We start from the raw sequence: 25,200 nt of genomic DNA on the forward strand, positions 1-25,200 counted from the left end.
ATAGTAGGACGTCTACAAGTCTCCTGATTGAATCAGGAGACTTTTTCGCCGTTATAAGAATGATAGAGTTCCGAATATAGCGGTGCTGGTTTTTGTATTGTTACGACCTGTTCGATACTCGTATAATAAGAGCAATTAAGCGTTTACTTTGGCGAGTATACATCACAATTTCGAGGCATTACATCCTTCCGTTCGCCAAGCAACTACTCTAGTATGATAGTAATAGGTCAGGTGTCTAGCTTTCAGTGGGAAGCGGGGGAGCGATCGGTGAAAATATTGGTTGTGGACGATGAGCCGCGCGTAAGCGCAGGGATCAAACAGTTTTTGCTCGATTCCGATCTTAACGTTACTTTTGTTGAAACGGCGCTGAATGGATTCGAGGCGATCGATTATTTGCGCATGGACCATTTCGACCTCGTGCTGACCGATATCCAGATGAGCCGGATGAGCGGCATCGAGCTGATGGAGACGATTTCTATGGAGCAGCCGGAGCTGCCGTTCGTCGTGATCTCCGCGCACGAGAAGTTCGATTTCGCCGCGAAATCGCTGCGGCTTGGCGCCCAGGATTATTTGGTGAAGCCGGTTGAGCGGGACGAACTGCTTCGTGTCGTCCGCCGGGTGTTGCGGGAGAAGGAAGAACACGGCAAGCAATCGCTCGCCCAGATCGAGCGGACGGATAAGATGGGCGTGAACGAAATGCTGCTGGAGCTGGTGACGGACCGGAATTTGACCCGGCAAGATTACGAGCTGTTGGCATCCGAGCTGGGCGACCGTTTTCAAGGCCGCTGCTTCGGAGTTTTAGCTTTAGGCCTTGATTTGCGGCATGGCGGATTTAGCAACAAGGAGATTACGCTGACGGACCGGAAGCTGCTGAAGTACGCATCGGTCAACATTATGGAAGAAAGCTTATCCGAATGGAGCGGGCTGACGTTCAATGGGTACGGCAACGAATTGATCGTCATTATTCAACTGCAGGATCGGGAGGTCGACGGTCAGCCGTATCCGCTGAAATCGCAGTTGCAATTGATCGGGCAAATCGTTCATATGAACCTGAAGCAATATTTGAACGTTGACGCGACGGTCGGCATGAGCACGCTGCATCCGGACGTGTTCATGCTGCCGAAGTTGATGGAAGAAGCGAATACGGCAGCGGAGTGGAAGAATCTGCATCCGAATCACAAAGTGTTGTATTACGAAGATGTGATCCGGCATGAAGGTATAGGCGTCGTCGAATGGATCGGTGTCGTGGACCGATACGTGCAGCTGTTGAAATCAAAGCTCGAAGACGGCAGCACCGTCGATACGCGTGCTATCGTGGTTCCGTTGTCGGAGCTGACGGCGACTGAAGAGTTGTTCAACAGCCATTTCGGCATGCTGGTGTATCGCGTCTTCGCGCTGATGCTGGAGTTCGGACATTCGGGCGGCGTTCCGCTGCACCGCTTCGATCCAGACCAGTTCTTCCGCGGCGTGCCGACCTTGGAGAAGCCGAACCGCCTTCACGGTTACATCCAGGAGGTCGTCGAGGCGATGCGGGCGATGGCGCGGGATCGTGATCAGACGATTATCGCGCGCATCGTCGGCTACATTCGGGAGCATTACCGCAATCCGGCGCTGAAGATCCAGGATATCGCCGGCGAAGTGCATTTCAGCACGGCGTACTTAAGCTATCTATTCAAACGGGAAATGAAGAAAAACATCTGGGACTACGTCACGGAGCTGCGGATTGATGCCGCCAAACAGTTGCTCACCACGACAGACAAGAAGCGATACGAAATTTCCTACGAGATCGGTTATGAGTCTCCGGAGCATTTCGGCCGCATGTTCAAGAGGTATGCGGGCGTCAGCCCGGCGGAATATCGCAAGGATAACGGGGGGGGAGCGGGCTGAAACTCAGAGTCAAGGTCTCCCTTGCGTTCGCATTGTTCATCGTGGGGCCTTTCCTTGTTGTCGGTTGGATTTCGGCCTACAAAGGTTCGGAATCGATGAGCAACGAAGTGGGCCGCACGACATTGCAGCTCGTGAAGCAACATCACGTTACGCTCGAAAAAACGCTGTCGTCGGTTAACGCCCGGATGATCACGCTGTTGGACAATTATTTTTTCAGCGACACGGAGCAATTTGAATTTTGGACCCGCATCGAGACGCTCGGCGAAATGACGGAGGCGGACGCCATCTTGGAGCGCTGGGCATCGGACGGCACCGAGTTTACGTTGTTCATGGCGAACGAGGCGGGCAATCGCACGCCTTTCGACTTGTCCAATAAGACCAAAGGGTTCAAGTACTTCGACGAGAATCGCGACGGCACGCTCGAATGGGTTGAGCAGACGATGCGCGAGGGCGGCGCCGCGACGTTGGGGTTGACGGCAGCGGGCGGCGAGAGAACGACGGTCAGTCTCATGCGGAGCATTCTGAATCCGAAATCTTATGACGAATTAATCGGGTTCTTGATTGTATCGAAGCTGGAGGTGGTATTGAACCGCGACCTCGTAACGGTACAATTGCCGGAACATGCCAGCATCTTCCTGTATAACGGACGCAACGAGCTGCTGATGAGGACCGGCACGGAAGAGCTTGACCAAGCGAAGTTGTCCGATGTGGTGAATCGCAAGACGGACGGCTTTTATTACGCAAGCGAAGGCGGCCAGAAGTGGCTATACGCCTATTCCAGCCGATCCTCCTTCGACACGAGGCTGATCTACAAGATTCCTTTCAAGTCGATAACGGCAAGTCAGTCGGAGTTCCAATGGATTCTCATGATAGCATCCGCCATCTATTTGGTATTCGTACTCTTATTCGTCCTGTATTTGCTGCGGATGATCGTGAAGCCGCTCGTGAAGCTCGTCTCCCTGACGAAAATCTACGAGCCCGGCAAAAAGCTCGATTGGGACCAAGACCAATTGCGCAAGGACGAATTCGGCATTTTGTACGGCGCGTTCAAAAAGATGACGACCCGGTTGGACCATTCCATCGAGGAAAATTACGGCATGAAGATCAAGCAGAAGGAAATCGAGCTCGCTACGCTTCATTCCCAAATTACGCCGCATCTGCTGTACAATACGCTCGATTCAATCTATTGGTATGCGCTCTCCAGCGGCAATACCAATGTTGGCGATATGGTCAAGGATTTGTCCAAGCTGCTGCGCATCGGACTTAGCAAGGGCAAGACCGTTATTACGATCGGCGAGGAGCTCGAACATGTGCAAGCGTACAGCCGGCTGCAGATGAAGCGATACCCGAATACGTTCCAGATGCATTGGGACGTCGATGAGACGCTGCTGGCGTTCATGTCGCCGAAGGTGATCATCCAGCCGCTTGTCGAAAATGCGGTTTTCCACGGAGTCAGCGGTATGGACGGCGAGGGGGAGATCTGGGTGCGGGTCGTCCGGGACGAAGGGGAAATCCTTGTAACCGTCGAGGATAACGGCTTCCTGCCGATCGACATGAAGCGGCTGGACAGCATCCTTGCAGGCGAGACGAGCGACAAAGGTTACGGCATCCGCAACGTTCATCAGCGCATCCGGCTGCACTTCGGCGAGGCGTACGGTCTAAGGTACGAATGCCGCGAAGGAGGCGGGCTGAGGGCGGTTATCAACATGCCGCTGAGGTCGTCCGCGCCATAAGAGGCTTCATCCGGGGCTTGTTTCATCAGCATCAGAGCCATGCTTTTCAAATACCGTCAGGCCTAGTATGCCTGACGGTATTTTTGCGTCTACCTCGCTAATTACAGTTCATTTTACATCACACTCATGCCGGAATATATCCTCGTCTTCCAGGGGTTGCCCCCGATATACTGAGTACATAGAAAGGATGTGGACTTACTTGACGGCGTTCCTCCGTGCTTTGTGGAAATATCGGGTGCTTACGTTCATGATGATCCCCACGTTGCTTGTTGTCGTTCTAAACAACTACTTGCCGATGTTCGGCGTGTTCATCGCCTTCAAGAATATCAACTACACCGACGGTATATGGGGCAGTCCTTGGATCGGCTTCGACAATTTTGAATTTTTGTTCACCTCGCAATCTATCTGGCGTATTACGCGCAACACGGTGCTGTACAGTCTGGCTTTCATGGGCGTCAACCTGATCCTGTCGGTTGCGATTGCCGTGGCGATCAGCGAGCTGCGCGGAAGGCTGTTGGCAAAGGGTTACCAGACGCTGCTGATCATGCCGTACTTCCTGTCGATGGTCGTCGTCAGTTATCTGGTGTACGCCTTCCTAAGTCCCGACCGCGGATTCGTGAACAGTCTGCTGGAAGGCTTCGGTGTGGACAAAATCTTCTGGTACTCAGAGACGGCATACTGGCCGTACATCCTGTCGCTGGTTAACGCATGGAAAGGCGTCGGCATCGGCGCGGTCATCTACATCGCTGCCATTGCCGGAATCGATCCGGAATATTACGAAGCAGCGGTCATCGACGGCGCATCGAAGTGGCGGCAAATCTTCCACATTACGCTGCCTTCGATCCAGCCGATCATTATCATCATGACCATCCTGTCGATGGGCCACGTGTTCAACTCCGATTTCGGCCTTTTCTATCAGGTGCCTATGGACGCGGGGGCGCTGTATCCCGTCACCGATACGGTAGACACTTATGTGTACAGGGTGCTGATGGAGCTCAACGACATTGGCATGTCGTCCGCCGCGGCGCTCGTGCAGTCCGTGCTTGGGTTCGTCCTGGTGCTGGCGACGAATTCGGCGGTCCGCAAAATCAATCGCGAGCAAGCGCTGTTCTAGCGCGAGGTCTGGGGAGAATGACGATGATTATGAAAAGAAACAGACGGGATAATACGATATCCAAGACGGCGAATGCCTTGTTGAATATAGGTTTTATATTGTTGTCGCTCGCTTGCGTGCTGCCGGTCGTGCTGGTCGCCATCGTGTCCGTGACGCATAACGATTCGCTGCTGAACCGGGGCTACAGCTTCTTCCCGGAGAAGCTGAGCGGGGTCGCATACGAGAGCTTGTTCAAGGATTACGGAACGATAGTGGATGCATACGGAGTCAGCATCGGCATTACGGTGATAGGCACGTTGCTTAGCGTCATGCTGATGGCGTTGTACGCGTATCCGATTTCTCGCAGCGATTATCCGTTCCGGACGTTCTTCACCTTCTTCATCTTCTTCACGATGCTGTTCAGCGGAGGGGTTGTCAGCAAGTACATCGTGTTCACGCAGGCGATCGGGCTGCTCGATTCGTATATGGCACTTATTCTTCCGCTGCTGATCGTACCGTTCAACGTGATCATCATGCGCACGTTCTTCCAGACTACGATCCATCCCGCGCTAATCGAGTCGAGCCGGATCGACGGCGCGGGGGAGTGGCTCATCTTCTTCCGTATCGTGCTTCCGCTGTCGCTTCCTGTCATGGCGACGATGGGGTTGTTCAGTACGATACACTACTGGAATGACTGGTTCAATTCGCTGCTGTTCATCCGGAGCGAGGAGAAGTATCCGCTGCAATTTCTCATGATGCGCGTGCTGAACGACATCCAGTATCTTCGCAACAACGTTCAGCTGGCGGCGCAAGATCCGCAGCTGATGAGCGAGCTGCCCAACGAATCGCTGCAGATGGCTATGGCGGTTGTCGGCATAGGACCGATCCTGCTCGTGTATCCGTTCTTCCAGAAATATTTCGTCAAAGGATTGACGGTGGGCGCCATCAAGGGCTGATCCGAAGGCATAGATAGGACCAGCCTGAGGGCTATACCCCTAAGCTGTACTATATATATATATTATTCAAGGGAGGGTTTTTCGCAATGATTCGAGGTCATGTGGGGAAACGTAACAAGCTGCTTGGAGTTGTCATGGTGCTGATACTGGCGTTGTTCGCTCAAGCATGCTCATCCGGCGGAAATAAAGGGAATCCGGAGGCTTCCGTAACAACGGCGCCGTCTGCGACGGAGTCTGCTACCGATGCGCCAAGCGCATCGACGGAGCCGGAGCTTGAGCCGTACGAGGTGTCCATCGTCTACTTTGGTAAACCGCAGCAGGACGATGCCTTAGTCGAAGAGAAGCTGAACGAATATTTCAAGGACAAAATCAATGCGACGGTGTCGCTCCAGCCGATTGCTTCAAGCGATTACAAAAATCGCACGGAGCTGATGATGAACGCCGGGGAGAAAATGGACCTCGTGTTCACGGCATCGTGGCTGAACTTCTTCGGCAATGTGACGAAGGGGGCGTTCCTCGAGCTTGACGATCTGCTAGAGAAGCACGGGCAAGGAATCAAGGAGGAGCTCAATCCGCTCTATTTGGAAGCTCCTCGCATGAACGGCAAGCTGTACGCCATTCCGACGAACAAGGAGATTACCCAAGGCAAGGCGATCACGTACCGCAAAGATTTCGTAGAGAAATACAATATTCCGATTGATGCGATCAACTCGATGGCAGACCTGGAACCATGGTTCGAGAAGATCAAGGCGGACAATCCCGAGGTGACCAACTTCTATCTGGCCGGCGGCAGCGGCAATTTCACGAGCGGGTTCCTTATGTACGAGGGCAAGTCGAACTGGCGTCCGATCGGTCCGGTTCCCGCGAAGACGCCGATGTTCCTGCTGGACTACAAGGCGACTGACATGAAGGTTAAGTCTGTGCTCGATCCGGAGATTGCGGACCTGAACAAAAAAGAGCTCGAGCTGTATCGCAAATATTATGAAAAAGGCTATATCAATTCCGATTCCGGCACGAGCACGACGGCGATCGACGATTACCGCAAGCAAGGGAAAATTTGGACGCAAACGTCGACGTGGAAGCCAGGCTCGGACATCGAACTGCAGAACGCCGACAACAACCAATTCGAGTACGTGTCGCATGTCGTGGAAGAGCCGATCGTAACGACAGATCTTGCTGCAGGCTCGATGTTCTCGATCTCTCGCACGTCCAAAGATCCAGATCGCGCCATGATGGTACTCAACTACTTGCACACCGACCCATACGTGATCAACCTATTCGTCAACGGTATCGAAGATAAGCACTACAAGAAAGTCGGCGACAACCGCATCGAGCCGATCGCCGATTCCGGCTACTCGCCGGGCATCTTCTGGGTTGTCGGCAATCAACTGCTCAACTATCTGAAGCCGGGTCAGCCGGACGACCTGTATACGAACTGGAAGAAGTTCAACGAGGAAGCGACACGGTTCCCGCTCATGGGTTTTGTGTTCGACGACACGAACGTAAAGAACGAGATCACGCTAATGACGGCAGTCGTCAACGAGTACAAAGTGATTTTCACCGGGGCGGTCAAGGATCCGTCGAAGCAGCTCGACGAGCGGAACGCGAAGCTGAAGGAAGCGGGTATCGAGAAGGTGCAGGCAGAGCTGCAAGCGCAGATCGACGCCTGGTTAGCGGCAAACAAGAAGTAACCTGAAGCGGTTATTGGGGCAAAGAGTCTCCGCAAGGAGGCTTTTTGTCTTGTATGAGGAGGGGGGAGGCGTCACATGAGACCGGAAAATTTGATTTATACTTTCGTCAGTTATGCATCGCATTACGATACGGACTGGGGACATGGGACGGCGACGGACGGCGTTGACCTGACGGCACGCATCGCCCACAAGCACGGCATCCCGGTTACATGGATCGTGAACGGGGGTTCGGTCCCCGTACTGGCGGACCGAATAAGGGAGTGGCATGACCGATACGGAGACGATGTCATTGTGCAATGTCCGCTGTTCTTCGAGGAAGCCGGAGCGAATAAGGAGCGGCTCAAGGAGAAGCTGGAGCAGGATTGGCGGATTGTGGAGCAGGCATTCCCCTGGGTGACGACAAAGGTAGCGGGTCGAGGCAAAATCTATAATGAAACGATCGAAGTGCTGGAGGAGCTTGGCTTCCAAGGCATGTGGGGTTATTGTTGGGAGCAGGTCTGGTGGGACGGAATTACGCATCGGGGCATACCGTGGGGTTCGTGGTATGTGGACAGCAGCCGCTGCAAGGCGCCAAGTCCGGGCAAAGGAAAAATCGTCGCTTGCGAGTGGACGGCTCGGGATTTGAACCTTACTTACCACTCGGGCAGTCCGTGCATCTACTCAACCGATCCGAACGACGTGTTGCGGGCAGGGCTATGCGAAGAGGACAACATTGAATATTGGAAAAATGTGTTTCACGATTATCTCGACAATACGGCTCACAATGATCAAGTGTATTTTTTGCAGCAACAGGAAGCGCATGAGATGGAATTCACCGACCGGTTCCAAGTGTTCCCCGCCTCTCATGTCAAAGCATGCGAAGGCATGCTGGACCAGTTCTTCGACTATATCACGAAATATCCGATCACGCTGACGACGCTGCCCAAGGCGGTCGAGCTTTATCACCTTGCTAATGAGGTGACAGCGCCCGTGTACATGCTAACCCGTGACACACAGGTCCGGCCTGCCGTCAACGATTATACGATGACGCTCGGCGGCGTCGGAGCAGGGCCTTGGCCAACGACGCTGCTCTATTACGACCATGAGTGCCAGATGGCGTTCGTCGAAGGCGAGTGTACGCCCCGAATGCTGCGCAGCTACATCGGCAAAGGCGAGATGAGCGACGACTTTGAGGAGCCGGTTCCGCGCGTGTTCGTTACCCGTCATGTGCGCACCGCGGATACCATCGAGGTCGAGTTTGCGATCGGGCATTGGCCGCCGAAGCCCTTCGGCCTGGCTTATTGGGACGACCTCGCAGGCTTTGAGGTCGAATGGTGCTCGGAAGGCGCGACGGCGATGCCGGAGCCGATCCGGGATCAGGTCGTCATGCTGCGGCTGAGCTTAACCGGGGAACGGAGCAACGTCGGACTCCGGCTGCGCAAGAAAGGGGAGCGATCGGAGTAATTCGATTGTTCGAGCAGCGTGCCGATCATCCTCGACCACAGCGAAGTATGCGGGACACTCATTTGGCACGTTGATAGAGCCGTTCCGGCAGCAATTTCGAATTGACCTATGCGCGCGGCATAGGTCAATTTCGTGTCTTTACTTCATGAATTGCACGCCTTGTGACGCGAGTCTCTCGTGTAAGGCCTGAAGCGGGATTGACGATAATGTAGACTCGGTTTCAATCGCTAGGGAAGCGGCGATGCCCGCTGCTTGGCCGAGCGCGTAACAAGTCGCTTGCACGCGCATTGACGACATGGCCACGTGTGTGGCGGATATACAGCGCCCGGCGACGATTAATCCTTCGACGACTACCGGCAGCATGCAGCGGTAAGGGATATCATAGCCGCTTAACTTGCGTTCGTCCGTCGTCGCACCGCCGGTAGGATTGTGGATATCGATCTCGTAATTCGTTTGCGCGACGACGTCGTCGAAGCGGCGCCCTTGCGTCAGATCATCTTCCGTCAACGTATACAACCCGACGATTTGGTTGGTCTCCCGGACGCCGACCTGACCCGGAACATGCGACAGGATGTAATTCTCGAAGCCGTTGCGCTGCAAGTAATGGACGACGGACATGACTTGACGCATCGCTTCTTTCTCCGCGTCATTGATGTCCTTGATCTTGGCTCCGTTCCCCCTGACGCGCGTCATGTTGACGAGGAGCATGCCGTCATCGGTCTCCCAAAATAAGTGGCGCCCTTGCGGCAAGTCGGACATGGATTCATACCGGTAACCATCGTCAGGCAAATAAGGCGTTACGGGCTTTCCCGTATCCTGCATCATGAACATCAGCGTCATCGGCTGGGTCAATCCATCCTCGTCCCGTCCGGAACGCAGCGGAACGCCTGCTTCGGATGCGACGCGCGCGTCTCCCGTGCAATCGATAAATACGGTCCCTTCGAATGCCGTTAATCCTTCCCGCGTATTCGCCACGAGTGTCGTCACACGCTCATCCTGCTTGATCGCGGCGACGACGCTCGTATGATAATAGACGACGACTCCTTCCTGCTCGAGCTTCTGGTTCAAGTAATGACGAAGTTCGAAAGGCGAATATTGTGCCCTAGTGGTGGATTGATGGTGCGAGCTCGGCAGCGACTTAGGAAGAAACTCCGAGATGAACTCTCTATAGATCCCCGTCACGTTGCCTACTCCCATGAACACGCTAACGTTACCTAACGTCCCCATGCCTCCCAATTGCCCGGAATGCTCCAATAGAATCGTTTTTCTTCCGCATCGGGCAGCACTTATGGCCGCCGCCGTCCCGGCCGGTCCGCCGCCAATGACGACGACTTCCGCCGTTTCGTAGACCGCCACGGTTCGTTGTAACGTAATTTCCCGCGTTGACATAAATGAAATTCTCCCTTCGCAGTCGCCTCTTCAACCTCATTATAAGAATTTAAATGGCTGTAAAATAGTTTCATTTTTACTTCATTCATACAAGAGGGGAGAGATCGCCATGCCGCGAAAAAAGACGGTGACTTTGCGAACGATCGCAAGCGAACTGGGTTTAACGGTGCATACCGTATCGAAAGCGCTGCGGGGGCTGCCGGGTATGTCGGAGACGACGAGAAGGACGGTAACGGAGCGGGCGCGCAAGCTCGGTTACTTGACGAAGGAGCAGGAAGCGGGCATTTTCGCGGAACGGATCCCCTGGACGAGCGGCAAGCCTAGGCGGTTCACCATGCTGCTCGGCGGCGACTTCCCCTTTCATAGACAACAGCTCGAAGGGGTGCAGCGCCGACTGAACGAGCTGGGCCATACGCTGTCCCCGATGCTGATCCCAAGCGCGCTTTCTCGTCCGGGGGAGCTGGAAGCGTGGCTTGACCAAATAGGAATGCGCCATACGGATGGTCTTTTCCTGACCGCGGGAATCCCCGAACCGGTTGAAGCGGCTTTTCTCAAGCTAGCCATGCCTAAAGTGTTAATCAATTATCCGTCCGATTTGGCTGAAGTTGACAGCGTGGTGTGGGATGTGGAATACGGAATTCACCAGTCCATGGAGGCGCTGCATGCGTATGGTCATCGCCATGTGCTATACGTCGGCGACATCGAGCCGCTCCGGGGGTTTAGGCTGAGGTGGAGTGCTTTCGTCGCGGCGGGCATACGGGAAGGCATGTCGGCAGCGGATCCAGAAGAGCACATGACCGGTCAAGCGGCTGACCGCGTTCATTGGATGGAGAAGCTGCGTTCAAAGTTAAGCTCCGGCCGGTTCACCGCCGTACTCAGCGCGATTCCGGGAGAGGCCGAATGGGTATACGCCGCTGCGGCTTCACTAGGATTGAATATCCCCGTCGATCTGTCCTTGGTTGGAATGGAGCACGAGGAGCATCCGTATCTTCCGGATTTGTCGCGACCGGAGCTTATCGTTCGAGAAGCAGGCGAGAGAGCGGCGGAGCTTATGCTTAGGAGAATCGCGAATCCGATGCTGCCCTATGAGCATGTCCGGCTCAAGGGGCAGTTCCTTGAGGGGAGGACAATTAAATCCTTGTTGACACGACACTGAAAGGGGTTCTATAATCAAAACGACACCAAATGGTGTCTTTTTTAACTGTTACAATTTCCAATTGGCCGTACAGCGGTATCCTTAGAAGAGAAAGACGAATGAATATAACATTGATGAGGAGCGTTCCTGTATGACAACCAGTAAAATGAATCCTAAGGTTGACGGATTTATGAGAAAGGCGAAAAATTGGAAGGAAGAATTCGAGGCCTTGAGAAGTATCGTTCTTGACTGCGAGCTTACTGAAGATATGAAGTGGATGCATCCTTGTTACCTGTTCGAGGGTAAAAACATCGTTTTGATCCATGGGTTTAAAGAGTATTGCGCGCTTCTGTTTCACAAAGGCGCCTTGTTAAAGGATCCTCACGGAATTCTGGTCCAACAAACGGAGAATGTACAGGCGGCGCGCCAAATTCGGTTCACCAGCGCCAAACAAATAGACGAGATGCAGCTCATCCTGAAAGCTTATATTGATGAAGCCATTGAAGTTGAAAAAGCCGGCTTGCAAGTGGAATATAAAAAGAATACGGAATACATCATTCCCGAAGAGTTGGAAAATAAATTCGTTGAAATCCCTGATTTGAAAACGGCTTTCGAAGCATTGACGCCGGGACGGCAAAGAGCGTACATTTTCTATTTCTCGGAGCCCAAACAATCCAAAACGCGTGATTCAAGGGTTGAAAAGTATTTGCCTCATATTTTGGACGGTAAGGGATTAAATGATTAACCATTCTTCTCACCAAGAAGGATAACCACGCCAAGCGGCGAATATTGCTCCATACTCGTTGTGAGGTGGTGGAGGTGCTCAGCAATCGCCAGGTAAAGTCTAATCGAACGGAACGTAGGAAGACAAGCTTCTTGAATATGCTTCGCAACCGGTTTCAATTCTCCTCTCTTCGCAAACGAATTATGGTGTTTCTGACTGTTGGCTTTGTGGGATGCGCCGTCTTAATGGCGTCTGTTTCCTACAATGCGATCTACACGATGCAGCGCGATAAAATCAAGACCTCTATGGCTTTTGATCTGTACCAGCAAACATCAAAGTTGAATCAGATGTACAATAACCTGCTTCAGGTTACGCAGCAGATGACGCCGGAAGGCACGGTGGGTCACTTGATGGAGACGTATATCTCTACCGCGGACCCCTATAGTCAACGTCTTCTCTCACGCGATATTTCCTATAATATTGGATTAATTACGTTTTCGAATCCGGCTATGCAGCTGGTGATGTATTTTAACCCCGCAAGCGGGAAAGCTTATCAATCCAATTTGCCGCTGCGCGGTGACTTTACGCTGGAATCCTTGCCTAGTGTCGCCGGTATCGGGGAGCTGAAATACCAGTCTCCGCATAAGTCTTTATGCCGATTCAGCGATGATCTGGTTGTGTCGGTGACACGGGAGGTTACCTTTTCAGACGGAACGCAGCTAGTCGTTTATGTGGAAGCCAAGTCGGATATTACCACAGATATGAATTCGCTTGCGGAAAACTTGTACATGCCCTATACGCTTGTTTTCACCGATACGGCTGGTATGGTCACCTATAGCAGCAATCGGGCTGCTTTTGCGGCCGGCGGGTCTCTCGAGCTAAGCGGGCAATCGGGTGTGACGGGCGATTATGTATGGAATCGGATGACAGGCGATTACGGTTACGGCATCACGCTGCTGCTTCCCGTCTCCTACTACAATCACGAGCTCTATACGTGGAAAAACCATATGTATTGGATTCTCGCCGTTGCCCTTCTAATGATGTTCATGCTCACTCTATTATTGCGGAGGCTTATTAACAGGCCATTTCGATTGATAGAGAAGGAAATGAGGACGTTTGGCAAGGGGTATATGGGCACTAGCATATACCATACGGGGATCGATGAATTTGACCGGATATTCCATCAGTTTAATATTATGAAGCGGCAAATTCAGCAGCTGATTATGGATGTGGAGCAGAAGGAAAAGCGCCGCCATCAGCTGGAGATCGAGAAGCTAGCCTACCAAATCAACCCGCATTTTCTAATGAATACGCTCAATTCGGTGCGTTGGCTGGCGGTTATGCATAAGCAGGCGGAGATTGAGAAGTTTGTTTCCTCATTGATTTTTTTGTTGAGCTATAACTTGGGCAAATCAGAGGGAACGGCTACTTTCAGATCGGAAATAGACGTCATGCGAACGTATCTGGAGCTGCAGCAGATGCGGCATGATTTCGAGGTGAAGCTGGATATTGCCGAAGGAACCTATCTCGATAGTCCTGTCGCAAGGTTCATCCTGCAGCCCATCGTGGAAAATGCCGTTTGTCATGGCCTTGACGATCACGGCAAGCTGGAAATCTGCATTTCGCCTGACGAAACCTCGCAGATGGTGCGCATTATGATTCGCGATGACGGCAAAGGGCTAAGTCATGAGACGCTTGCCTTATTGCAGCGCGATACGCCCGATCAGCAGCAGACAGGCTGGGGGATTGGACTTCGTTATGTCCGATCGATGCTTGAATCCTTTTATGGCTATAAAGCTCGTATGGGTATAGAAAGCACTCCGAATCATGGCACAACCGTTACGTTAACCCTTCCTATTCAGCAGTATAGAAAGGAGAGAGCGATTTGATTCGTGTATTAATCGTTGACGATGACAAGCTTGCCCGCAAAGGCTTCATTTCGATTATGCCTTGGACCAATCACGATATGATTGTAGTCGGCGAAGCGGCGAACGGCGCGAAGGCGCTCGAATTTATGGAAAGGCATGAGGTGGATCTCATGTTCGTCGATCTTTCGATGCCCGTCATGTCGGGAATGGAGCTGCTTCAAGTCGCGCGGCAAAGATTTCCCGGGCTGCGCTCCGTTATTTTATCTTTTCACGAAGAGTTCGAGAACGTGCAAACGGCTTATCGCATGGGGGTGCTCGATTATATATCGAAGGTGCGTCTGGAATCGGAGGACGACGAGCAAATATTGAAACGAATCCAGCAGCAAATGACAGGAGAAAGGCCTCATCACTCAGCCAAACCTCCCGCGGTATCCGCGCCTGCGGCTGCTTCCGAGCAAGACGTCTGCCTACAGGAGGAAGAAGAATGGAGCGGACTGGAGCAGGAGTGGCGGTCGCACTATTGGCTTTATAATGAATCGGTCTTCCAGCGCTTATGCAAAAGGACCGTAGAAGCCAAGGTTTCTTTTCGCCGTCTGGAAGGTCTGTTCATGCGCGTGTTGTCACAAATGGAGACCGTTATCATAATGGATGCCGAGCTCCGGTCAGATGCCAATGACGTCCGGTCGGCGGTTGAATGGCTGCGCGATTACAGGAAACGCGTGTATGCGCACGTTGCGGCATCTTCCGATTTCACCAATACGACGACTAGCATTTTAAAGGCTGTGTTGTTCATTCGCGAGCAGGCTTCGAATACGCTGCATGCCGAGGACGTCGCCGATCATGTGCACATGAGCCGAAGCTATTTTAGCCAATGCTTTAAGAAGCTGACGGGCACGACGTTCAATGATTACTTAAGACAAGAGCGGATAAGAGCGGCCGAGCGTCTGCTGTGCGAAACGAATCAGTCGATCGCGTGGGTTGCTCATGCCGTAGGCTACAACGACTCCAAGTATTTTTCCCATCTCTTCTATGAACAGACTCGCCTCTTGCCCTCCGAATTTCGGGCTCAATTCCACAGGGGGGAAGAATGATTTCATCTTATCGAACAAACATCTACCTCGGCCCCTTATTCGTCGCAAAACACGGCACAACCGTCCGACTTTTTTTCTCCGCTTCCCATGTACAATGAGAAGGCAAGAAACGAAGCAACCGCTTACAAAACAAGAATTGCTTCGCCATTCTCTTAGGGAGGGATTAGATGAAAAAGAATATGGCAATGCTGCTTTCCGTCGTATTGCTTGGCCTAACCTTGACAGCATGTACGTCTTCCAACGATTCATCGAATAATTTGAAAGCGTCTTCACAACCGGACTCGAGCTCCCAGCTTTCGGGAGACGATTTGGCCTTCTCCAAATTTGACAAGCCTGTTGACGTTCACATCGGCATGGTGGTCGATCCGACGGACAAAACGCTGCCGGAAGGGGACAGCGTAAGCAATAACCAATACACGCGCTACCTCAAGGAGAAGTACAACATCAACGTCATCGTGGATTGGACCGCGGCTACCGGCAACGATTTCAAGCAGAAGGTCAGCTTGACGATCGCATCGGGCAAGCTGCCGGACGGCATGGTCGTCGACGACCGCTCGTTTATGACCAAAGCGGCCAGCTCGGGATTGCTCTATGACATCACCGATATATTCCAGCAATATCAGTCCTCGCAGGTGAAGGACATTATGGCGAGCACCGAAGGCCGCGCATTGGAAAATGCCAGCTACAAGGGCAAGATGGTTGCGCTTCCGAACATTACGGTGGATACCGACGGCGTTCACGTCTTATGGATTCGCAAGGATTGGCTCGATAAGCTGCAGCTGCCCGTGCCGAAGACGGTGTCGGATGTTGAAAAGGCGGCGAAAGCTTTTATCGATAATAAGCTTGGCGGGGACAAAACGATCGGTATTGCCGGTCCTTCCAAAAATACGTTCCCGTATTCCACGTTCCTTGTTTCCTCTAACAATATGGGCGGATTCGATCCGATTTTTGGCGCGATGGATGCGTATCCGGGCTACTGGCTTGACAATGGCGACGGATCGGTATCGTACGGAACGATATCGGACAATACAAGAAAATCATTGGCTTTGCTGGCTGATTGGTACAAAAAAGGGCTTATCGATCCCGAGGTAGGCACACGCGACAACGTAGGGGATCCGATCAATGCCAATCAGACGGGAATATTCTTCGGTCCATGGTGGAATGGCGGCTACGGCAACGGAGACTCCTTCAAGAACGATCCGACGGCGAACTGGCAGGCCTATCCGGTCTATTCCGACGATAACAAGTGGAATGCGCATATGAAGACGACGGGCAGCACCTACACCATTATAAGCAAAAACGCCAAGCCGGATGTCGTCAAAGCGATCATGATCATGAATAATGCTCTTGTGCGCGATGAAGCGACCTTTGATTTATCGGTTGCCGTGGGCTGGTATCCGCTTCGCAACGTTATGGCTGCAGCCAACGAGACGGAATACGAGTATGTCGAGCTTCTGAAAGTGCTGAAAGGCGAGACCGATCCAGAGGATTACAATAAGCCGAACAGCTTGTACAAATTGATGTATGCGGATGCGAAAAAGGTGAGGGACGTCATTAAGCCTCCGTACGACGATCTGAATGTGAGCAACTTCAGCACGGCTAACTTCGGCGATTTCCAGCGTTTGTACTCCATCATGATCGGCGATCGTCCGTTCACGACGATTCCTATCGACAAGAAGGTATTTAGCGTCACCTACAACCAGACGCCGACGATGGAAACGAAATGGGCCAACCTGAAGAAGATGGAGGACGAAACCGTGATGAAGATCATCCTTGGCCAAGCGTCCATCGACTCCTTCGACAAGTTCGTGAAGGACTGGAAGTCTCAAGGCGGAGACGAGATCACGGCGGAAGTGGCGGAGCTCTTGAAGAAATAAACGTGCGGAAGCTTGCGGAAGGCACTGCGGTTCCTAAGTGCACTCCGCAAGCTTTGTTATACGGATAGGAAGAAGGGAGGTTAGACGCATTGAGGAAATTAGGCCATCAGAAACATTATTATTTGATGCTGCTGCCGGGCATGGTCTGGCTAGTGATGTTCAGTATCGTGCCTATGACCGGAATCGTGATGGCTTTTCAGAATTTTAACCCGGGAGCGGGGATGTTCAAATCCGAGTGGGTGGGACTCGAAAACTTCAGGTATATGTTTCAGCTGAACGACAGCAAGACGGTCATCATCAATACGTTTATTATCGCTGTCGGCAAAATCGCGCTTAACTTGCTTGTTCCGCTCGTCTTTGCCATTTTGCTGAACGAACTTCGCAGCTTGCGCTACAAAAAGCTGGTGCAGACCGTCGTTTACCTGCCGCACTTTCTGTCGTGGGTTATTATGTCAACGATTGTCATCGGGATCTTCGGCTATTACGGCGTCGTCAATACGGTTATCGGGATGTTCGGTTTCGATCCTAAGCTATTCATGGCGGATGCGGGTATATTCCGGCAGCTCGTCATCGGCACCGACGTGTGGAAGGAATTCGGATTTAACGCCATTATTTATCTTGCGGCGTTAACGGGCATTAATCTCAATCTGTATGAAGCGGCCGCCATTGACGGGGCCAATCGTTGGAAGATGATCCGGCACGTTACGCTGCCTGCGTTGTCGACCACGGTTGTGTTGCTGGGCGTCTTAAGTCTGGGCAACGTGCTGAATGCCGGATTCGACCAAGTGTATAACCTGTATAACCCGCTAGTGTATTCAACCGGAGATATTTTGGACACGTGGGTGTACAGGCTGGGCTTGCAAAATCTGCAATACTCGCTCGCGACGGCTGCCGGGTTGTTCAAGTCGGTCATTAGCTTTGTGCTCATATTCATATCCTATCGTCTGGCGTATCGCTATGCCGATTACACGGTATTCTGAAGGAGGGAGCTGCATTGGTCAGAAATATAACGGTAGGCTCGCGGACGTTTGAAATTGCCAATATCGTCGTCCTCGGTCTTCTGCTCGTCAGCTGCGTATACCCGCTTTGGTACACCTTCTGTGTATCGATCTCCGAGAAAGCGGCCGCCAATGCGGGCTTGGTTACGATATTTCCTATCGGTTTCTCCTTGTCGTCGTATAAGGAGATTATTAGCGACAGCCTGTTCTTTAACGCGTTCTGGATTTCCATCCAACGCACCGTGCTCGGTACGGGATTCGCCTTGCTGATGACGGTATTAATGGCTTATCCGCTGGCAAGGCCCAAGAAGGATTTCAAAATGCGCAATACGTTCATGTGGGTGCTCGTCTTCTGCATGCTCTTTAACGGGGGATTGATCCCTTGGTATCTTACCATTCAAAACTATCATTTGATCGATACGATCTGGGCGTTGGTGCTTGGCGGAGGGGTACCGGTATTCGACGTCATTCTGATCATGAACTTCTTCCGCAATTTGCCGAAGGAGCTGCATGAGGCGGCCGTAGTCGACGGCGCCGGTCCTTGGTCAGTCCTGTTCCGGGTGTATATTCCATGCTCTATTCCGGTACTTGCCGCAGTGGCGTTGTTCCTTAGCGTATATCACTGGAACGAGTTTTTTAACGGATTGGTACTCATGAACACTTCCGCTAAATATCCGCTCCAAACCTATATTCAGCAGCTTGTCGTCAACATTCCGGTTGGCACCAATCTAACCCCCGAACAATACAAGAAGCTGTCGGAGCTGTCTAACCGGACGCTGAATTCGGCTAAAGTATTCATCGCCATGGTGCCAATGCTGATCGTATATCCGTTCCTGCAAAAGTATTTCGTATCGGGTATTATGCTAGGCGCCGTGAAGGAGTAAAACAAAAAGACCGCCATAACGGGCGGTCTTTTTGTTTTATCTGGAAACTGATTTTCTATTTGCGGCGTTTTTTCATCATACGGGTATAGATGATAAGTGCGACAGCAATCATTGCGATGAATCCTAAGTTGGACGCTATTTCCTGCTCTAAACCAAACAACATGCAAAGGTTAGTAATCAGACTTTTCGTCAGCAGCGCGGTTACTATCAATATTAGCGGTCTTATAAAATTGTATCTTCTCATCCCTTGCCCCCTGTTTCTGGACGATATAGGCCTGTCTACTCCGGCAAGTATATCAATTGCCGGCCTGTTCGTCCAGATGAACGTTTAAAAGTAGGTTTTGTTGAATTTTCGCGAAAAATATCAAGTTATTTCAGCCGATTGACAGATGTATGGCTCCACTGTATACTAGCCAGCATAAGTGATGTTAGTATATATGACATAGAATGATGCGGCTCGTTCCGGTTGGGCCCAAACGATTAGATCCCCTTACTTCATCGTGCAAACACTCTGTAACCAGATCGTGTGCATGTCTGCAGAAGGGGATTTTTGTTGTCGCATCTGAACAAATGTTCATATTTACTAGAACTTAATTTCATTTTGATGCTTTGATTACAAATGAGAACTACTCTATTAAGGATGTAATGCTAGTTATTGTGAAATTTTTGGTAGGAGAGAGGAGAGAAAGAAACATGTTGCATTGGATTTCTCGTATCAAGAGACAGACAGGTATGATGCTAGCGGCGGTTATGGTAGTCGGCAGTATGCTAGGAAGCATTGGCGCGCCAGTAATGGCAGCGTCGGCTAATCATGTTGTCATTTCGCAGGTGTACGGGGGCGGAGGCAACAGCGGAGCAGAGTACAAAAATGACTTTATCGAGCTTTACAATCCGACCGATTCTCCGATCACGATGACGAATTGGAAGGTGCGTTATGCAAGTGCTTCTAATCCGTTTGATGCTGCTAATGTTACGGCTATAAATGGCACAATTAATGCGAAAGGCTACTTTCTAATTAAGCAATCGGCAGGCACGGGCGGGACGAAGGATTTGCCTGCTCCCGATGCATCTGGAACGTTAACCTTGAGCGGCACGAACGGGAAAGTAGATTTGGTTGACGGTTCTAATACTACAATCGATTTGGTAGGCTTCGGGTCGGCAAACTTATCGGAGACGAGTCCGACCCCTGTTTTATCGAACACGACCGCTGCTATTCGGAAGGCTGCTGCAGGCGCAGCGGAAAGCAGTCGCGGAGAGGATACGGATAATAACTCGGCCGATTTTGAAGTTAAAACGCCGGATCCTCGCAACAGCAGCTATAATGAGCTTGCCGTAAGTCCCGTTACAGCCTCGCCTAAGCCCAATGCTTGGCCTGCAGGTACGGAGATCACTTTGGTCTCTACAACGGTAGGTGCCTCTGTATATGCTTCCGTGTACGGTTCGGGCGGAACGGAAGATTTCGAGCCGTATACAGGACCGATCGCAATAAGCGAAGCGACAACGATCAAAGCTTACGCGCAGGCGCAAGGCATGGCGGACAGCCCGGAATCGACTTTCGACTATACGATATTGGAGAAGTCGGACGTTGCAGCGGCGCGCACGACCGCCAAGGCGCAAAATGTGTGGACCGAAGGCGTCGTGACGCACATTGACGGAGCCGAAATGTACATTCAGGACGAAACGGGCGGTATCGTGTTGTACGGATTCTCGTCGTTTGCGCAGGTCGGAGACCTTGTCGAGGTCGGCGGCGTTATGGATATTTACAGTAATTTAGAGGAAATTAAGCCTCAATCCGGGCTAACTTATGAGGTCGCCCAGCAGGATGCCGGCGTACCGGAACCAAAGCTGTTAACGGGCGCGGATTTGTCGGCGGCTAACGGCGAGGCTCACGAGGCGGAGCTCGTTACGCTTGAGGATGTGACTATCCTCAGCGTAGAAGGAAGCAAAGTGACGGCAAGCCAAGGCGGAAGCAACTTTACGATCTACTCCAACCTTTCGAAATTAAAAGCAAACGTTACTTTTGAGAAAATTACCGGTGTTATTAAACAGTTTAACGCGGATTATCAGTTTATTCCGCTGAATGATGCCGCGCTGGTAGAGAATATGCTTTCGGTCAATGCAAATCCGGGAGCAGGCCGAATTATTATCGGAAGCTTGGTAACTCTCTCGAGCCCGACTAGCGGAGCTGCGATTTATTATACGCTGGATGGCACTAGCCCTACGGCGGCAAGCGAGCTTTATGACGAACCGATTACGGTAAGCGAAGACGTTGTCATTAAAGCGATTGCCGTTGCCGGCGGACAGACTAGCGATGTCTATACGTTCGAATACGAGGCTTCGGTGGCCCCGCGCATCCACGATATTCAGGGCGAATCCCATTCGTCGGAATATGTGAACCAGACGGTCACGGACGTTGAAGGCGTCGTAACGCAGTATGGTTACACTTTTGCTACTGGCGGTTACAAAGGGTTCTTCATGCAGGATCCGAATCCGGATGCCAACATCAACACTTCCGAAGGTATCTTTGTATACAGTACGAACGAATCGCTGAAGCCTGCAATCGGGAGCCTGGTTGCGGTGACGGGCGCGGTATCCGAGTACAATGAAGGAAGCACAAGCAATTTAACGTCCACGCAAATTACGATGACGGCAAGAGCAATCCTATCTCCGACCGGCGCGATGCCTGTACCCGTCACGCTTGGCAAGAACGGCAGAGTGATTCCGTCATCCATCATCGACAATGACGCCGTTCCGATGACGCAGTTCCAGCCAGCGGAGGATGCCATCGACTTCTACGAATCGTTGGAAGGCATGCTTGTTAAGCTTCCGACGCCTACGATCCTTAGTCCGTATTGGACAAGCGGAAGCGGCAATTCCGAGCTATACAATATTCCGACTAGAATTGAAAATGATGCAAACGACGTCGTTACAGCAGCAGGAGGCCTTGTTCTGAAAGAGTTGAACAACCTGAATCCGCAGCGTCTCTTGATCGCGTATGGCAATCCGGGTCAGGAAGTCAGCACAGGCGACAAATTCAAGAGCGATGTAACAGGCGTTATCGGCTACAACAACGGTAACTTCAAAGTGATTCCGGCTTTGAACGGCTTGCCGGCTATTACCCAAGTCACGTTCCAGAGGGAAACGACTACGCTTGAAGTTAACGAAGATAAATTATTGATTGCTTCCTATAACATTGAAAATTATTATCCGGGAGTAGGGGCGACCAAAACGGAGAAGCTGGCGGAATCCATCGTATCCAACATGAAGAAGCCGGATATTATCGGCGTCGTCGAGATGCAGGACGGCAACGGTGAAACGAACAACGGCACGGTCGAAGCGGATGCTTCTGCTTTGATTCAAGCCATTGTTGCTGCCGGCGGTCCCGACTATGCATACACGGATATCGTTCCTCAGAACAACCAGGATGGCGGCGCGCCAGGAGGAAATATTCGCGTAGGCTTCCTCTACAATCCGGATCGCGTAAGCCTCTCTAGCAGCGCGAACAACCGGAAAGGTTCTGCTACAGAAGCTGTCGGATATACAGCCGATAGCGATGAATTGACCTACAATCCGGGTCGAATCGACCCTACCAACGCTGCATTCAATAGCTCACGCAAGCCGCTGGCGGCTCAGTTTGAATTTAACGGCGAGAAAGTAATCATGATCGCCAACCACTTTAATTCAAAAGGGGGCGACAACGGGCCCTTCGGCGTCGTTCAACCTCCGGTGCTGTCGAGCGAAGCGCAGCGTCATCAAATCGCGGCAATCGTGAACGGCTTCGTGAAGGATGTGCTTACGAAAAATCCGGAAGCCAATATTGTCGCTCTAGGCGACTTGAACGACTTCCAATTCACTCCAACGGCGCAGCTATTGAAAGGAAGCGAGCTCGACAATCTGATCGACGAGCTTCCGTTGAACGAACGGTACACGTATACGTTCGACGGCAATTCGCAGGTGCTTGACCATATTTTGGTCAGCAAGAACCTGACTGCAAGCGCCGAGGTGGACGTTGTCCACTTGAACGCGGACTTCTCGCCGTCGGACGGCCGGGTATCCGATCACGACGCCGTTATGGCGCAGCTCGACCTGAAGAAGTCGTCTGGCTTCCCGCTTACGGTACTGCATACGAACGACACGCATGCGAATTTGGATACAACCAGCTCGCCGAACAGCGTCCTTCGCCGCGTGACGGCGATTAAGGATGCAAAAGCGGGCGCGACGAATCCGATTCTCGTCGATGCGGGCGATGTATTCTCCGGTACGCTGTATTTCAATAAGTACCTGGGCCAAGCGGATCTAGAATTCATGAACCTGGTCGGTTACGATGCGATGACGTTCGGCAACCATGAGTTTGACAAAAACTCGCGAGTGCTTGCCGACTTTATCGGCAATGCCGAGTTTCCATTCGTTTCCTCTAACGTGAACTTCTCGGATGATGCGATTCTGAAAGAGATGTTCAAGAGTGAAATCGGAAATCCAGGCAGCGACAAAACGATTTATCCGGCGATTATTATGGACGTTGACGGCGAGAAGGTCGGAATCATCGGCTTGACGACGGAGGATACGGCGAATATTGCTTCGCCAGGCGACGTCAAGTTCGAGGACGCGGAGGCTAAGGCAGCGGCTGCCGTTTCCTTGTTGGAGGGGCAAGGCATTAATAAAATCATCGTGCTTTCCCACCTGGGCTACGATGCCGACGTTGAGCTTGCCAAAGCGGTTGACGGTATCGACATTATCGTCGGCGGTCACAGCCACACCAAGCTGGACGAAGCGGTTGTCGACAATACCGACCCGAACGCGCCGAAGCTTATCGTGCAAACCGGCGAGAAGGGCCAATTCCTTGGCAGACTCGAAGTTATGTTTAACGATGAAGGCGTTCTGACGGAATGGGACGAAGAGCTGATCTCCATTGACGCGAAGAACGGCACGGCGTATGTCGTGGCCGAGGACGCGGAAGCGAAAGAAATTCTCGATTCGAAGTATAAACCGGGTATTGTCGAGCTTTCGGGCACGGAGGTCGGCAATACGGAAGTCATACTGAACGGCGTAAGAGCGGACGTGCGTTCGAAGGAGACGAATCTCGGCAATCTGATTGCCGACGGCATGCTGGCCGCAGCCAAAGCGGCCGGCACGAATGCGGTCATCGCGCTGCAGAACGGCGGCGGCATCCGCGACTCGATCAATGCAGGAACGATTACTCAAGGCGAAGTGCTTACGGTTCTTCCGTTCAATAATGATCTGGTTACCATTTCGTTAACGGGTCAAGAAATCAAGGATGCCATGGAAAACGGCGTCTCCACCATTACGACGACGAAGGACGGCCGCTTCCCGCATATTGCGGGCATGCGATTCGACTATGATTCGACCAAGCCGGTGAACGAGCGAGTCGTGCGCATAGAGGTGAAGAACGGTAGCAGCTATGTTCCTCTTGATCTGAACGCAACCTATGAAGTGGCAACGAATGCGTTCACGGCCAAAGGCGGAGACTTCTACGCTTCGCTGGAGAAGGCCTATAAAGAAGGACGCGTCAATCTGCTGTATTTGCCGGATTACGAAGTATTCACGAATTATATTCAGAAGGTTGGAACGATTACGGCGTCTACGTCCGCTGTCGAAGGAAGGATCGTCGATCTGAACGGCAGTCCGCTGCCGACACCGACACCGACGCCGACACCGACACCGACACCAAAGCCGACATCAAAGCCGCCGGTAACAACACCGGAACCAACACCGACACCAACACCAACGACGGAACCAACAACGCCAGCACCGACACCAACGCCTACTCCGGAGGCGCCGGAAGTTTCGTTTACGGATGTGGGCAACCACTGGGCCGCGGAGTCGATTGAATCTGCTATCGAAGCGGGCTTTATTAGCGGTTACGGGGACGGTACGTTCCGTCCTGATGGCCAAACGACAAGAGCGGAGTTTGTTACGATGATAGGCAGAGCGCTTAAGCTTGAGGTATCATCGAGCGGCGAACTGAACTTTGCGGATGCCGATCAAGTGCCGGCATGGGCGCAGTCCTTTTTCGCCCAGTTGGTCAAGGATCAAGTCATCGCTGGTTATGAGGACAATACGCTGCGTCCGTCCAATCCGTTGACACGGACGGAGATGACCGTCATTCTAGTGCGGGCGCTGGGCATTGAGGTCGATCCCGATGCAGTGCCAACGTTCACCGATGCCGATGACATCAAGCTGTGGGCTCGTCCGTATATTGCGGCTGCTTATGCAGAGGGCTTAATTGAAGGCATGGGAGGCAACCGGTTCGAGCCGGAATTAAACGCTACGAGGGCTGAGGTCGTTACCTTGCTGCTTTCCGTTCTGGAGTATTTGAAGAACAAGCAATAAGGAGACCATAAGCCAACCAGATTGTGCAAGAGTCCCGGTTCACTGCATTCGCGAGTGGGCCGGGGCTCTTTTGCATACGC

Annotated in this window: 15 protein-coding genes; 14 read left to right on the plus strand and 1 reads right to left on the minus strand. The window is 52.1% G+C overall.

The window, feature by feature from the left end; genetic code table 11:
- Positions 1-267 precede the first annotated feature (267 nt).
- The 6 genes from AC0YN0_RS03765 (at position 268) to AC0YN0_RS03790 (ending at position 8,803) form a co-directional block, all read left to right on the plus strand.
- The gene (locus AC0YN0_RS03765) at positions 268-1,887 is read left to right on the plus strand and encodes a response regulator transcription factor (protein ID WP_475820065.1); all 1,620 of its coding nucleotides are present in this window, start codon (positions 268-270) and stop codon (positions 1,885-1,887) included.
- Positions 1,888-1,982: 95 nt separating this feature from the next.
- Positions 1,983-3,620 carry a sensor histidine kinase gene (locus AC0YN0_RS03770; RefSeq protein WP_475820066.1) on the plus strand — a complete coding sequence of 546 codons (1,638 nt, stop codon included), beginning with the start codon at positions 1,983-1,985 and terminating at the stop codon, positions 3,618-3,620.
- 199 nt (positions 3,621-3,819) lie between these two features.
- A complete protein-coding gene (locus AC0YN0_RS03775; protein ID WP_475820067.1) occupies positions 3,820-4,734 on the plus strand; it encodes an ABC transporter permease in 915 nt (304 codons plus the stop codon).
- Between the two features lie 29 nt (positions 4,735-4,763).
- Positions 4,764-5,669, plus strand: coding sequence for a carbohydrate ABC transporter permease (locus AC0YN0_RS03780; protein WP_475820068.1), 906 nt, complete (start codon positions 4,764-4,766; stop codon positions 5,667-5,669).
- A gap of 86 nt (positions 5,670-5,755) precedes the next feature.
- Positions 5,756-7,360, plus strand: coding sequence for an ABC transporter substrate-binding protein (locus AC0YN0_RS03785; RefSeq protein WP_475820069.1), 1,605 nt, complete (start codon positions 5,756-5,758; stop codon positions 7,358-7,360).
- A gap of 75 nt (positions 7,361-7,435) precedes the next feature.
- Positions 7,436-8,803, plus strand: a complete 1,368-nt coding sequence (locus tag AC0YN0_RS03790) for a hypothetical protein (RefSeq protein ID WP_475820070.1) — start codon at positions 7,436-7,438, stop codon at positions 8,801-8,803.
- A 138-nt stretch (positions 8,804-8,941) separates the two neighbouring features.
- On the opposite strand, the gene AC0YN0_RS03795 is transcribed toward AC0YN0_RS03790, so the two are convergent.
- Positions 8,942-10,192 (minus strand): FAD-dependent oxidoreductase, encoded by a 1,251-nt coding sequence (locus AC0YN0_RS03795; protein ID WP_475820071.1) that lies wholly within the window; start codon positions 10,190-10,192, stop codon positions 8,942-8,944.
- Between the two features lie 109 nt (positions 10,193-10,301).
- Between AC0YN0_RS03795 and AC0YN0_RS03800 the strand changes: the two genes are divergently transcribed.
- The 8 genes from AC0YN0_RS03800 to AC0YN0_RS03835 all read left to right on the plus strand — a co-directional run bounded on the left by AC0YN0_RS03800 (position 10,302) and on the right by AC0YN0_RS03835 (position 25,120).
- Positions 10,302-11,348, plus strand: coding sequence for a LacI family DNA-binding transcriptional regulator (locus tag AC0YN0_RS03800; protein ID WP_475820072.1), 1,047 nt, complete (start codon positions 10,302-10,304; stop codon positions 11,346-11,348).
- Positions 11,349-11,478: 130 nt separating this feature from the next.
- Complete coding sequence (locus AC0YN0_RS03805) at positions 11,479-12,072, plus strand: YdeI/OmpD-associated family protein (protein WP_475820073.1); 594 nt, start codon at positions 11,479-11,481, stop codon at positions 12,070-12,072.
- Positions 12,073-12,209: 137 nt separating this feature from the next.
- A complete protein-coding gene (locus tag AC0YN0_RS03810) occupies positions 12,210-13,940 on the plus strand; it encodes a sensor histidine kinase (protein WP_475820889.1) in 1,731 nt (576 codons plus the stop codon).
- Entirely contained in the window at positions 13,937-15,010 is a 1,074-nt protein-coding gene (locus tag AC0YN0_RS03815) for a response regulator transcription factor (RefSeq protein ID WP_475820074.1), read from the plus strand. Before AC0YN0_RS03810 ends, AC0YN0_RS03815 begins: the two co-directional genes overlap by 4 nt.
- A gap of 167 nt (positions 15,011-15,177) precedes the next feature.
- A complete protein-coding gene (locus AC0YN0_RS03820) occupies positions 15,178-16,887 on the plus strand; it encodes an extracellular solute-binding protein (protein WP_442051665.1) in 1,710 nt (569 codons plus the stop codon).
- 89 nt (positions 16,888-16,976) lie between these two features.
- Positions 16,977-17,867, plus strand: a complete 891-nt coding sequence (locus tag AC0YN0_RS03825; protein ID WP_475820075.1) for an ABC transporter permease — start codon at positions 16,977-16,979, stop codon at positions 17,865-17,867.
- A gap of 14 nt (positions 17,868-17,881) precedes the next feature.
- Positions 17,882-18,769 (plus strand): carbohydrate ABC transporter permease, encoded by an 888-nt coding sequence (locus AC0YN0_RS03830; RefSeq protein ID WP_475820076.1) that lies wholly within the window; start codon positions 17,882-17,884, stop codon positions 18,767-18,769.
- Between the two features lie 693 nt (positions 18,770-19,462).
- Positions 19,463-25,120, plus strand: a complete 5,658-nt coding sequence (locus AC0YN0_RS03835) for a 5'-nucleotidase C-terminal domain-containing protein (protein ID WP_475820077.1) — start codon at positions 19,463-19,465, stop codon at positions 25,118-25,120.
- Positions 25,121-25,200: the final 80 nt, after the last annotated feature.

It is taken from the genome of Paenibacillus sp. J22P218, assembly GCF_056269195.1.

Bases quoted from the DNA above. Each gene is read 5' to 3' on its own strand.
- AC0YN0_RS03790 (WP_475820070.1), top strand. From the start codon at position 7,436: ATGAGACCGGAAAATTTGATTTATACTTTCGTCAGTTATGCATCGCAT.
- AC0YN0_RS03835 (WP_475820077.1), top strand. From the start codon at position 19,463: ATGTTGCATTGGATTTCTCGTATCAAGAGACAGACAGGTATGATGCTA.
- AC0YN0_RS03810 (WP_475820889.1), top strand. From the start codon at position 12,210: ATGCTTCGCAACCGGTTTCAATTCTCCTCTCTTCGCAAACGAATTATG.
- AC0YN0_RS03820 (WP_442051665.1), top strand. From the start codon at position 15,178: ATGAAAAAGAATATGGCAATGCTGCTTTCCGTCGTATTGCTTGGCCTA.
- AC0YN0_RS03770 (WP_475820066.1), top strand. From the start codon at position 1,983: ATGAGCAACGAAGTGGGCCGCACGACATTGCAGCTCGTGAAGCAACAT.
- AC0YN0_RS03800 (WP_475820072.1), top strand. From the start codon at position 10,302: ATGCCGCGAAAAAAGACGGTGACTTTGCGAACGATCGCAAGCGAACTG.
- AC0YN0_RS03795 (WP_475820071.1), bottom strand. From the start codon at position 10,192: ATGTCAACGCGGGAAATTACGTTACAACGAACCGTGGCGGTCTACGAA.
- AC0YN0_RS03805 (WP_475820073.1), top strand. From the start codon at position 11,479: ATGACAACCAGTAAAATGAATCCTAAGGTTGACGGATTTATGAGAAAG.
- AC0YN0_RS03780 (WP_475820068.1), top strand. From the start codon at position 4,764: ATGAAAAGAAACAGACGGGATAATACGATATCCAAGACGGCGAATGCC.
- AC0YN0_RS03785 (WP_475820069.1), top strand. From the start codon at position 5,756: ATGATTCGAGGTCATGTGGGGAAACGTAACAAGCTGCTTGGAGTTGTC.